The following is a 12,254-nucleotide window of genomic DNA, read 5'->3' on the forward strand; positions in this document are numbered from 1 at the left end:
TCCCCTCCCGCCCTCTTCTTCCCCCGACCCCCCCCCCCCCCCCCCCCCCCCCCCCCCCCCCCCCTTCCGCTTTTGGGGGGTGGGGCATGAACCCCCCCGCCCCCCCCCCCCCCCCCCCCGCCGCGGCGAGCGGAGCCCGGGTGATCCTCGCCGACGACCGCCCCGAGCCCGGAGGCACCCTCGCCGACACCGGCGACACGGTGGAGGGCCGCCCCGGCGTCGAATGGGCGCTCGCCGTGGCCGCCGAACTGCGCGCCCGCCCCGACGTGCGCGTGCTGACCGGCACCAGCGTCATCGGCTACTACGACCACAACTACCTGGTGGCCGTCGAACGCCGCGGCCCGGAAGCGGTCACGCGGGAACGCGTCTGGCGGGTGCGCGCTCGCAGCGTCGTGCTCGCCACCGGCGCGCACGAGCGGTCGGTCGCCTTCAGCGGCAACGACCTGCCCGGCGTCATGCTCGCCTCCGCCGCCCGCGCGTACGCCAACCGGTACGGCGTGCTGCCCGGTCGCCGCGCGGTGGTCTTCACCTGCGGCGACAGCGGCCACGACGCCGCACGCGACCTCGCGGCGGCCGGCGTCGCGATCGCCGAGATCGCCGACGCCCGCGAAGGCGCGCTCGTCACCGGCACCATCGGCGCGACCGGCCCGGACGGCGACGGCGGCGTGCGGGCCGTCACCATCGGCGCCCGCGAGGTCGAGGCCGACCTGCTGCTGGTCGCGGGCGGCTGGAACCCCGTCGTCCACCTGTTCGGCCAGGCCGGCGGCAGGCTGGAGTACGACGACCACCTGGCGGCGTTCCGCCCCGCCGACCCGTGGACCGCGCGGGGGACCGTGCGGGTGGCAGGGGCGGCGCGGGGCGTGTTCTCCCTCGAAGGATGCCTGGCCGACGGCGCCGCGGCCGGATCCGGCGCCCCGCCCCTCCCGCTCGCCGTCCCCGCCGGGCCGCCTCCCGAACACCTCTGGCTCGTACCGCCCCCTGCTCCCGAGACCGTGGTCCCCGCACCGTCACAGCCCCCGCCCCCGGCCTCTGACTCCGCCACCTCCTCCCGTACGTCCGGCCCCGGCCGTTCCTTCGCGTCCTCGGGGGACTACACACGCCACTTCGTCGACCTGCAGCGGGACGTGACCGTGGCGGACGTCCACCTGGCCACCGCCGGCGCGGGGCTGCGGTCCGTCGAGCACGTCAAGCGGTACACCACGGCCGGCACCGCCCACGACCAGGGCAAGACCTCCGGCACGCTGACCACCGCCGTCGTCGCCCACGCCCTCGGCGCCGGGCTCGCCGAACTCGGCACCACCACCTTCCGGGCCCCCTACGTCCCGGTGTCCTTCGCCGCCCTCGCCGGGCGTGACCGCGGCGCGCTGCACGACCCCGTCCGGATCACCGCCATGCACGACTGGCACGTCGAGCACGGCGCCCGGTTCGAAGACGTAGACCAGTGGAAACGGCCCTGGTACTACCCGCGGCCGGGCGAGGACATGGCGGCCGCGGTGCTGCGCGAGTGCCGCGCCGTGCGCGAGGCCACGGGCGCCATGGACGCCTCCACCCTCGGCAAGATCGACGTCCAGGGCCCGGACGCCGCCGTCTTCCTCGACCGCCTCTACACGAACATGATGAGCACCCTGAAGACCGGCGCCATCCGGTACGGCGTCATGTGCCGAACCGACGGCATGGTGTTCGACGACGGCACCGTCGCCCGCCTGGCCCCCGACCGTTTCCTCGTCACCACGACAACCGGCAACGCGGCCGCCGTCCTGGACTGGATGGAGGAGTGGCTGCAGACCGAATGGCCCGGCCTGCGGGTGCGCTGCACCTCGGTCACCGAGCAGTGGGCCACGCTCGCCCTGGCCGGGCCCGGCTCGCGGGCCGTGCTCGCCGGACTCGCGCCCGGCCTGGCGGTGGACGCCGCGAGCTTCCCGTTCATGACCTGGCGCGACGCCGAGGTGGCCGGCATCGACGCCCGTGTGTGCCGCATCAGCTTCTCCGGCGAGCTGGCCTACGAGATCAACGTCAGCTGGTGGCACGGGCTCGCGCTCTGGAAGGCCGTCATGCGGACGGGCGCCGTCACGCCGTACGGCACCGAGACCATGCACGTGCTCCGCGCCGAGAAGGGATACCCGATCATCGGCCAGGACACCGACGGCACGGTCACCCCCGCCGACCTCGGCATGAGCTGGATCATCTCAAGGAGCAAACCGGACTTCATCGGCAAGCGGTCCTTCGCGCGTCCCGACACCGCCCGTCCCGACCGCCGTCACCTGGTGGCGCTGCTCCCCGACGACCCGGCCGAAGTCCTCCCGGAAGGCGCGCAGATCGTCGCCGGGGACCGGCTGCCCGAGCCGCCGGTGCCGATGCTCGGCCATGTGACCTCGGCCTACCGCAGCGCCGTCCTCGGCCGTGCCTTCGCGCTCGCGCTGGTCGAGGGCGGCAGGGACAAGATCGGCGAGCGCCTGCACGCCTACACCGGCGCCGGCCTGGTCCCGGTGACGGCCGCCCACCCCGTCCTGTACGACCCCGAGGGAAGCCGTCGTGATGGTTGAGCCGACCAGCCCGCTCGCGGGCTTCGACGGGGTCGCCGACCCGCGACTCCGGATCCGCGAGATCCCTTTCCTGCGCCAGACGAACCTCCGCCTGCGCCCCACCCCGGTTCCGCCCGCCCACGCGGTGGACCTCGCGCGCGGAGCGCCGTCCGCTCCCGGAGCGCCGTGCGCCCTCGGAACGTCGCCCGGTCTCGGAGTGCCGCTGCCGCTGGAGCCGAACACGTGGCTGCGCTCCGGCGCGGCCGACGTGGTCTGGCTCGGTCCGGACGAATGGCTGGTGATCGGTCACGCCGACCTGCCGCGCTCGGCGGAGGTGGCCGTCACGGACGTCTCGGCGCAGCGCACCGTCATCTCGGTGGCGGGGCCGGGCGCCCGCGACCTGCTGGCGCACGGATGCGCCATCGACCTGCACCCCTCGGTGTTCGGACCCGGCCGCTGCGCGCAGACCATGCTGGCCAGGGCCCAGGTCGTTCTGATCGCCGGTGACGGGGACGAGTTCCGCGTCCTCGTCCGGGCGTCCTACGCCCGCTACTTGGCGGCCTGGCTGCTCGACGCGGCCGTCGACTACTGATGTGCCGAGTCGCCGTCCAGCATGGCGGCCAGGCGCTTGGGCGCCACGATGCGGTAGCTCTCTTCGACCAGCTCGCACAGCAGATCGACATCGGGCGTGTCATCGGAGAAGGGGATCGTCACCCACCCTGACCTGCCGAGGCCGTAGCCGGCCGGCGCGGCGCCGGGCAGGGCGAGGGCGTGCCCGTGCGCCTCGCGCAGTTTCACGGTGAACTTCGGCTGCCATTTCTCGGACTCCTGCTCGGCGCCGAGGAAGACGAAGACCTTCTTGCCCACCTTGACGACGCAGTCGCCCCAGGGGAACTCCTCGCGGGCCTCGGGGAGGCCGAGCGCGTGCTCGCGCACCTGCTCGCGGATCCGCTGCCATCCATGCATGCCCTCATTGTGTTCCCCGGCACCGACACTTCCCGCCCGCCCGCCCGCCCGCCCGTCAGGCGGACGCGGCGCGGTCGCGGCCCTCGGCGAAGAAGGCCGTGACGTCGTCGCGGCCTCCGCCCAGCTCGCTCAGAGGCCGGGCGGCCCCGAAGGGCGCGTTCCAGAAGTCGCCTTCGCGCGGATCCCAGGGGCCGACGTACGCGTACGGCACCGGCAGGTAGCCGTCGCCGAGCGAGACGCCGTAGTTGACCTTGTCCAAGGTGATCGCGAGGTCGAAGTGCTCGGGCCAGAGCACGGGCGTCACCCCGGGGGCCAGCGCGCGCAGCGCCTCGTCACCGAGCGTGAGAGCCCGGGCCAGCTCGCCGGCGGCGGCCGGGTCGACGATCAGCACGTCAGCGGGCGACGCGCCCGAACCGTCGCCGTACAGGTTCTCAGGGGCGCCCACCCCGGCTCCGGTCATGGCGCCCAGCCGCTCCGGCGAGCTTCCGTCCAGCGCGAGCCGTTCGCCGCCCGCGACCAGCTCGGCGCCCTCGACGCGCAGGTCAGGCTGGGTGACCGTGGCGAAGCCGCCAGGGGTGACCCTCAGTCGTATGGTCCCGCTGCGCCGGTACTGCGGCCCAGCCATCAGCAGCTCCGCGACGGCGTGCAGGGACCTGCGCGTCGTCGTCAACTCATTCGCGTTCATACCCCCAGCTTGCAGGCTCTGGCCGATGTAGGCCAATGCGATACCGACTACGTTGAGTGATTGCTCGCGCACGGTGTGTTCAATACCCTTGGCGCATGGCCTTCCCCGCCTCGCCGGCACCCACCCTGTCCTGCCCTGCGCTCCTTCTCCCGGGCGGCCGGTGACGGCGATGACGATCAATGAGCTCAAAGAGAGATACAGCAGGCAGTGGCTGGTGTCCGACGCCGTGGGCGGCGGGTGGTACGCCGTCCGCCGGCACGGCGTCTCGCAGAGCCTCCTGCGGCGCGGCCTGTCCAACGTGCGCTGCGCCGCCACGCTCAACGAGCTGGCGGCACACCTGGCCGCCGAGGTGCAGCTCGAAGAGCGCCTCCTCCGCAGCGACGAGGCGACCCCCGTCAGGGGGTGAAGCGCGGCGGGTGACGTCGCGGCGCCGGCGAGCGGGCGCGCTGAGCGTCCCGTGGTAGAGATGGCCGGGTGACCGCGGCATCGAACCCCTCCGTCCCGCTTCCTGCCGGCCCACCCGATCACCCGAGCGATCCGGCTCGACCGGTGCGTCCCGGCCCGTCCGGTCCGGTGGAGACGCCGGGGCCGCTGGCCGGGATGCGGGTCATCGAACTGTCCAGCTTCGTCGCCGCACCGCTCGGCGGGATGACGCTGGCACAGCTGGGCGCGGACGTGATCCGCGTCGACCAGCTGGGCGGAGGCCCCGACCACGGGCGCTGGCCGCTGGCCCCGTCCGGCGCGAGCCTCTACTGGGCCGGCCTGAACAAGGGCAAACGGTCGGTCACGGTGGACCTCCGCGCGCCGGAGGGCCGCCGCCTGGTCGCCGACCTCATCGCCTCAAGCGGCCCGCAGGGCGGCATCGTCCTCACCAACGCCCAGCCGCGTGACGGCCTCACCTGCGAAGACCTGCGAGCCCTGCGTCCCGACCTGATCCATGCCCGGCTGCTCGGCCGCCGCGACGGCGCCAACGCCGTCGACTACACCGTGAACGCCTCGGTCGGCTTCCCGTACCTCACCGGCCCGCACGACCACGACGGCCCGGTCAACCACGTGCTGCCCGCCTGGGACGTCGCCTGCGGGCTGTACCTCGCGGTCGGGTTGCTCGCCGCCGAGCGGCACCGGCTGCGCACCGGCGAGGGGCGGCGGCTGGAGATCGCCCTGCACGACGTCGCGCTGGCCACCGCGGGCAACCTCGGTCACCTGGCCGAGGCCCAGTTGTGCGCCGCACCGCGCCCGCGACTCGGCAACCAGCTCTTCGGCGACTTCGGCCGCGACTTCACCACCGCCGGCGGGCAACGCGTCATGGTCGTCGTGCTCACCTCGCGGCACTGGCACGACCTGCTCGCGGCGACCGGGCTCGGCGAGGTGGCCGCCGCGCTCGAACGGGCGCTCGGCGCCGACTTCCGCCGCCAGGCCGACCGCTACACCTACCGCGAGTCCCTCGGCGGGATCTTCGCGCCGTGGTTCGCGCGGCGGACGTGCGAGGGGCTCGAACGCGACCTTTCGGCCACGTCGGTCCTGTGGTCCCGTTACCGCACGTTCGCCGACCTGGCGCGGGACGACGGCGCGCTGCTGCGCGAAAGTCCGCTGATGGGCGAGCTCGTCCAGCCGGGCGTCGGCCCCCATCTCGCCCCGGGCGGGCCCCTGGTGTTCGACGGCCGGCAGTCGCCGCCGCGGCCCGCGCCGGTGCTCGGACAGCACACCGGCGAGGTCCTGAGCGAACTGCTCTCGCTGTCACCGGCGGACCTGGCGGACCTCCGCGCCCGCGGTATGGCAGGGGAGTGACGCCCTCACCTCACCGGTACGTCGCGTGGGCCTCCCGTACGACTTCCAGCACCTCCGCGAGAACGCCCGGGGTGGCGCAGACGGTCGCCGTGGACCGCATGGTGTGCGGCGTGCCGTCGCGGTCGACGACCAGCGCCCCCGCCTCCCTGGCGATGGCGACGCCCGCCGCGGTGTCCCACGGCCTGTTGTTCATCATGAGGCAGGCGTCGGTCCTGCCCTCGGCGACCCAGGCGAGGTCGATCGCGGCGGAGCCGAACATGCGGACGCGCTGGGCGCGTCCGGCGAGCAGGCCGGCGATCGCCAGCCGTAGCCGGTTCTCCTCCGGGGCGCCGTCGCCGACGGCGAAGTCCCCGACGGAGATGAGCGCGTCCTCCAGCGCGACGGCGCCGCTCGCCTTGATCGGCTCGCCGTCCACGGTCGCCCCCGAGCCCTGGGCGGCCGAGTAACGGGAGCGGAGGAACGGCAACTCGATGACACCGAGGACGGGCAGGTCCCCGCTCACCAGGCCGAGCGACACCGCGCACAGCGGCAGGCCGTGCACGAAGTTCACCGTGCCGTCGACCGGGTCCAGCACCCAGCGCGGCCCCGCCCCGGCCTGCCATTCGGCTCCTCGCGCCCCCTCCTCGCCCAGGAAGCCGATCTGCGGGGTGCGTTCGGCGAGGTGGTCGCGGACGGCCCGTTCGACGGCGTAGTCCACCTCGGTGGCCATGTCGCGATCGCCCTTGGCCGTGAGAACTCCGGGAAGACGCGTCCTGATCAGTTCGCTCGCGATGCCGGCCGCTTCTTGTGCGACGGAGAGAAGACCACGCGCGTCGTCGTCGCTCATGCTGAACCACCGCTCCCGTGAGTCGCCGATGCGGATGAGGGCCCCGAATGCCGTTGGCGTCGACTCAAGACTCTAGGACCACCCTTCATCGACCGCGGCCGGCGGCCGGACCGACCCCTCCAGTTCCTCCGGTCGGACCGGCCCCTCCAGCTTCTCCGGCCGGACCGGCCCCTCCAGCTTCTCCGGTCGGACCGGCCCCTCCAGCTTCTCCGGCTGTTCCGGCCCCTCCGGCCCTTGCGGCTCCTTCGGACTTGGCGGCGGCGCGGGTGCCGGAGGGCCGCCGGAGCCCGGCGGTGTCCGTTCCCCGGCCTCGACCAGCAGCTCCTCGTGCCACAGCCGCCGCATCTCAGGGCAGCCCGCCAGCAGTTCGCCGAGCGTCCCGCGGCCGGCGACCCGGCCGCGGTCCAGCACGATGACCTGGTCGGCCCGTTCGAGCGCCGCCCGCCGATGCGAGACCACCAGCAGGGTTCCCGGTCCGCTCCCGTCCCGGGCGGCGGTGGCGACCCGCTCCCACAGCAGCTTCTCGGTCTCCACGTCCAGCGCCGACGACAGGTCGTCCACGACGAGCAGGTCGGGTGAGCGGACCAGCGCCCGCGCCGCGGTCGTCCGCTGGACCTGCCCGCCGGACAGGCGTACACCGCGAGGTCCGACCACGGTGTCCAGGCCGTCCGGCATGCCGCTCACGTCCTGTTCGAGCGCGGCCAGCTTCAGCGCGAGGGCGATCCGGTCGTCGTCCGCCGACCGGCCGAGCAGCACGTTCTCCCGCAGGGACTCGGAGAACAGCCGCGGTACCTGACCGGCGTACGCGGCGCGGTCCGGCACCAGGAAGGTCCCGGGGTCCTCGACGCGCCGGCCGTTCCAGGTGATCGTCCCGCCGTCCGGCGGCACCAGGCCGAGCAGGGCGCGCACCAGGGTCGTCTTGCCCGACCCCACGGCCCCGGTGATCACCGTGAACGACCCGCGTTCGACCCGAAGGCCGACCCCGTGCAGCCCCGGACGACGGGCGCCGTCCCGCACGCCGCAGTCCGCGGCTCCCGCTCCGTCTCCTGCTCCCGCTCCGGGTCCGGTTCCCGTTCCGGCTCCAGCCTCAGCTCCCGCTCCAGGTCCGGCTCCGATCCCGTAGTGCACGGAGAGCTCCTGCGCCTCGATGACCTCCAGCGGGTCGTCACGGTCGAGAGGCGACGTCGTCGCCACCGGGGGCTCCCGCTTGAACCAGACGCCGCTCGCCCGCGACAGGTCGCGGTCGTCCTCGTGCGGGGCCATCAGCCTGCTGAGCCGTTCGACGGCGACGGCGGCCTGCGGCAGCCGGGACAGCATCGAGCCGGCCGTGCGCGGCAACGCCGCCAGCCATCCGGCGTAGCTGGTGAACAGCGCGAGATCGCCCACGGTGAACTCGCCCCGGCGCATCGCCGACGCGGCGAGCAGCAGCACGAGCCCGATGCCGACCTCGACCGTCACGCCCGTCGCGGTGGCCAGCAGGTCGGTGGCCAGCCGGTCCTTGACGGTGGCGTCCCGCCGGGCGCGGTTGTGCGCCCGCAGACGTTCCAGCACCGCGTCCTCGGCGCCGGCGGTCTTGATCGCCAGGACGCCGGCGAAGGCGTCGCCGATGGACGCGGTGACGACCGCGCCGAGGACGCGGGCGCGCCGGTGCAGGCGCTGGACCAGCCCGCGGAGTGCCCGGTTCAGCACGCCGATGCCGATCATCGGCACCAGCAGCACGAGCGTGATGACCGGGTCGACCGCCGCCATGACGACCAGTGCGGCGGCGCTGAACAGCGTCGCGCCGGCCAGGCTCACGATGTCGTCGGTGAGCTGGACCAGGTCGCTCACGTCGTCCCGCAGGCGCGCCATCGCCTCGCCCGACGAATGCGGCAGCCGTCCCGCGGCCGGCCCGCGCGCGGTGAGGATCGAGCGCAGGACGTTCGCGCGCAGCACGGTCGCCCCCGCGTCCCACCAGTAGGTGCCGTAGACCCAGGCGATGACCATGATCAGACCGCGGACGGCCTCCACGCCCACGAACGCCGCGCACAGCCACAAGGCGTCCGTCAGCGCGACGCCGCCATGTGCGCCGATCCGGTCGAAGATCGCTTGTAGCAGGAGGCCGCCGGCGAGCGGCAGGACGCTGACCGGCGCCCACAGGAGCGCACCGATCACGTACCGGGCGAATCCGGTGATACGCGTGAGCCGCAGGACCACCGACGAAGCGGCGCTCATCGGCGCACCCCCGCCGCGGCGAGCAGGTGGGCGAACCGGCTTCGCGCATCGGCGGCCAGGTCCGCGCGGTCGCCGTACTCGACGATCCTGCCGCCGTCGACCACCGCGATCTTGTCCACCCGGGACAGCGAGGAGAGGCGGTGGGCGATGAGCACGCCCGTCCGCCCGGCGAGCAGCCGTCCGGTGACGTGCTCGACGCGCCGCTCGGTGGCCGGATCGAGCCGGCTGGACGCCTCGTCCAGCACCACGAGTCCCGGATCGGCGAGGAACGCCCGGGCGAACGCCAGCAACTGCGCCTCGCCGGCCGACAGGCCGCCCGCCTGGCCGCCGAGCTCGGTGTCGAGCCCGTCGGGCAGGCCGGCCAGCCATTCGCCGAGCCCGACATCGGCCAGAACCGCGCGCAACCGGCGATCGTCGGACTCCGGGCGGAACAGCGTGAGGTTGTCCCTGACGGTGGCGGCGAACAGCTGCACGTCCTGGGTGACGACGCGGACGCGCCGGCGCAGCGAGGCCTCGTCGACGTCCCGCAGGTCCAGCCCGCCGACCCGGACGCTTCCCGCAGTCGGGTCGTACAGGCGCAGCAGCATGCGGGCGATGGTCGTCTTGCCGCTGCCGGTCCGCCCCACCAGGCCGAGCGTCTCGCCCGGCGCCAGCGCGAAGGTGATGTCCGACAGCACCCGCTCGTGGTCGTCCGGGTAGGCGAACCCGACCCCGTCGAGGCGCACGGCGAGCGGCCCGGTGGCGGGCAGCGGCCGCGGGTCGGCCGGGTCGGGGAGCGTCCGCCGCTCGGCCAGCAGGTCCCCGATGCGCGCGACGCCGGCCAGCGCCGTCTGGTACTGCTTGAGCTGGTCGATCAACCGCTCCAGCGGCGTGCGCACCATCTGCGTGTACTGGAACAGCAGCACGGCCGTGCCGACGGTGAGCGTGCCCGACTGACGGCTCCACGCGGCCAGGCCCAGCACCAGGGCCGTGCCGGCCGCGAACGCCACCGACGTGCCCGCGAGCAGGCCGCTCCTGACCTTGTCGGCCTGGACCTCGGCGCGGTACATGTCGGCGCTGACCTGGTGGAAACGGTTCACACTGTGCTCGCCGGCGCCGTTGGCCCGGATGTCCTCCACCGCGGCGAGCCGTTCTTCCATGAGGCCGAACACGGCGGCGCTCGCCGCTCGCGCGCCGCTGGCCGACGGGACGGCCGGCCGCTGCGCGCGCGCCATGAGCAGCCCGACCAGCACGCAGTACAGCAGCAGCACGCCGCCGAGCCGCAGGTCGGTGGTGAGCACGACGACGAGCACTCCCGCCAGGAGCAGCACGCCCACGACGACGTCCATCACGAACGCGACGACGAAGTCGGCGACGGCCACCACGTCGCCGTCCACCCGTTCGATCATCTCGCCCGGTGTGCGCCCGCCGTGGAAGGCCATGTCCAGGCCGAGGGCGTGCCCGGCGAGGTCCTCCCGGAGACGGTTGGTGCCGTCCCAGGCGAGGCGGCTGGCGAGCCAGGCGGTGAGCATGCGCGCCGCCTGCCCGGCGACGGCGAGGACGAGGTAGCCGAGCGCGACGAGCGTCAGATGGCCGGTGGCCGCGCCGCCGATCGCGTCGTCGACGAAGCGGCGGGTGACCTGCGGCGCGAGCAGCGGCAGAACGGTGGCGGCGACGGTGGCGGCCACCAGACCGGCGGCGGCGCGGCGTCCCGGACGGAACGAACGCAGAATCCCGAAGCGTCCCGGCCGGAGGGGACGCGGAAACCCGAGGCGTCCTGGGCGGAGAGGACGCAGGAAGCGGCGGTGTCGCGGCCGGACGGGGCCCGGTGCGGGGCGGCGTCCCGGGCGGAGCCGGCGCAGGACGCCGGCCCATGCGTTCAGCCGACCGTCATCGATGTGTCCATGTGGGGTGATCTGCGGGTACGGAGCTGTCACTGAGCGTCATGTCCTTTAGACGGGTGGCGAAGACCTGGCGGATGGACATGAACGTCGCGGACATTTCGCCTCCTCGTCGGACCTGCTGACCCCGGGAGTACAACAGACGCCGCCCCGGCGGGACAACAGGTTTACCGGCCCTCCGGCGCCATCCCACCGGCGGCGTGGCGGGCGAGTGACCACGGCCGGGGTGGGTTCACGGGAGCACAGGCGCCGCGCCGGACGTTGAATCGGTGCCCAAAGTGGGCATTCTGGTGCAACACCGCACCTGTGACAGATGGGATGTCGTCCGATGAAGGTGGCAGTTCTCTTAGCCGGAACCCTGCTCTTAGCATCGCCGGTCGCCGCGGCGGCCGAGGCCGGAGCGTCTGCGGCTCCCGCGTCGGTCTCCCCGACCAAGCAGTTCTACCCCACCGAGATCTCCCTGCCGGACGGTTTCCCGCCGGAGGGGGTCGCCATCGGCCCCGGCCCGGTCGGGTACTTCGGCTCACGCGAAACCGGCGCCATCTACCGTGCCGACCTGCGAACGGGGCAGGGCCGGATCATCAACCCCGGCCCGGGCACCCCGTCGCTCGGACTCAAACTCGACCCGCGCGGCCGGCTGTTCGTCGCCGGCGGCACCGGCGGGGACGCGCGCGTGATCGACCCCCGCAGCGGTGCGGTGCTCGCGAGCTACGCACTGGCCACCGGCGGCGCCTTCGTCAACGACGTCGTGCTCACCCACGACGCGGCGTACTTCACCGACTCGATCAACCCCGTGCTGTACAAGCTGCCGTTCGGGCGCGGCGGAGCGCTGCCGGACAAGGCGGTCACGGTGCCGCTGAGCGGAGACCTCGTCTACGCCGACGGCATCAACGCCAACGGCATCGAGCAGACCCCCGACCACGAGGCGCTGCTCGTCATCCAGTCCAACACCGGCAAGCTCTTCCGCGTCGACCCCGCGACCGGAGTCGCCACCCTGGTCGACCTCGGCGACGAATCCCTGGTCAACGGCGACGGCCTGCTGCTGGAGGGCCGCACCCTCCACGTCGTGCAGAACTTCCTGAACACCTTGACCTCCGTTCGCCTGGACCGCGACGCGACCAGCGGCAAGGTGACCGGAAGGCTCGTGGACGGCCGCTTCGACATCCCCACCACGGTCGCGGCCTTCGGCGACCGCCTCTACCTCCCCAACGGCCGCTTCACCACGACCCCCACGCCCACGACCCCCTACAACGTCGTGGCCGTCAAGCGCCCCTGATCACCCGCCAGGCCCGGGGGGGGGGGGGGGGGGGGGGGGGGGGGACCCCCCCCCCTCGAAAGGGCCGGCCCCCCCCACCTACACCATCACTACTTGT

General features: G+C 73.7%; 10 protein-coding genes. 5 read left to right on the plus strand and 5 right to left on the minus strand.

Going from position 1 to position 12,254, the window contains the following annotated elements; translation table 11 throughout:
* The first annotated feature begins 86 nt into the window (after positions 1-86).
* A complete protein-coding gene (locus ACZ6QO_RS34745; protein WP_465857225.1) occupies positions 87-2,543 on the plus strand; it encodes a glycine cleavage T C-terminal barrel domain-containing protein in 2,457 nt (818 codons plus the stop codon).
* Positions 2,536-3,114, plus strand: a complete 579-nt coding sequence (locus ACZ6QO_RS34750; protein ID WP_465857248.1) for a sarcosine oxidase subunit gamma — start codon at positions 2,536-2,538, stop codon at positions 3,112-3,114. The genes ACZ6QO_RS34745 and ACZ6QO_RS34750 overlap by 8 nt, the downstream gene beginning before the upstream one ends.
* On the opposite strand, the gene ACZ6QO_RS34755 is transcribed toward ACZ6QO_RS34750, so the two are convergent.
* A complete protein-coding gene (locus ACZ6QO_RS34755) occupies positions 3,108-3,488 on the minus strand; it encodes an MmcQ/YjbR family DNA-binding protein (RefSeq protein ID WP_465857227.1) in 381 nt (126 codons plus the stop codon). The two genes, ACZ6QO_RS34750 and ACZ6QO_RS34755, sit on opposite strands and share 7 nt — an antisense overlap.
* Before the next feature lie 55 nt (positions 3,489-3,543).
* The gene (locus ACZ6QO_RS34760; RefSeq protein ID WP_465857229.1) at positions 3,544-4,173 is read right to left on the minus strand and encodes a hypothetical protein; all 630 of its coding nucleotides are present in this window, start codon (positions 4,171-4,173) and stop codon (positions 3,544-3,546) included.
* Between the two features lie 169 nt (positions 4,174-4,342).
* Between ACZ6QO_RS34760 and ACZ6QO_RS34765 the strand changes: the two genes are divergently transcribed.
* Positions 4,343-4,579, plus strand: coding sequence for a hypothetical protein (locus tag ACZ6QO_RS34765; RefSeq protein WP_465857230.1), 237 nt, complete (start codon positions 4,343-4,345; stop codon positions 4,577-4,579).
* Between the two features lie 143 nt (positions 4,580-4,722).
* Complete coding sequence (locus ACZ6QO_RS34770) at positions 4,723-5,961, plus strand: CoA transferase (RefSeq protein WP_465857232.1); 1,239 nt, start codon at positions 4,723-4,725, stop codon at positions 5,959-5,961.
* Positions 5,962-5,971: 10 nt separating this feature from the next.
* Here the strand turns inward: ACZ6QO_RS34770 and ACZ6QO_RS34775 are convergent, their stop codons facing one another.
* The 3 genes from ACZ6QO_RS34775 to ACZ6QO_RS34785 form a co-directional block, all read right to left on the minus strand.
* A complete protein-coding gene (locus ACZ6QO_RS34775; RefSeq protein ID WP_465857234.1) occupies positions 5,972-6,787 on the minus strand; it encodes an inositol monophosphatase family protein in 816 nt (271 codons plus the stop codon).
* 72 nt (positions 6,788-6,859) lie between these two features.
* Positions 6,860-9,001: an ABC transporter ATP-binding protein gene (locus ACZ6QO_RS34780; protein WP_465857236.1), complete on the minus strand. Its 2,142-nt coding sequence runs from the start codon at positions 8,999-9,001 to the stop codon at positions 6,860-6,862.
* Positions 8,998-10,668, minus strand: a complete 1,671-nt coding sequence (locus ACZ6QO_RS34785; RefSeq protein ID WP_465857238.1) for an ABC transporter ATP-binding protein — start codon at positions 10,666-10,668, stop codon at positions 8,998-9,000. Before ACZ6QO_RS34785 ends, ACZ6QO_RS34780 begins: the two co-directional genes overlap by 4 nt.
* A 547-nt stretch (positions 10,669-11,215) precedes the next feature.
* On the opposite strand from ACZ6QO_RS34785, the gene ACZ6QO_RS34790 reads away from it, so the two are divergent.
* Positions 11,216-12,157, plus strand: coding sequence for an SMP-30/gluconolactonase/LRE family protein (locus ACZ6QO_RS34790; protein ID WP_465857240.1), 942 nt, complete (start codon positions 11,216-11,218; stop codon positions 12,155-12,157).
* Positions 12,158-12,254 lie beyond the last annotated feature (97 nt).

The organism is Sphaerisporangium sp. NPDC049457 (assembly GCF_055586705.1).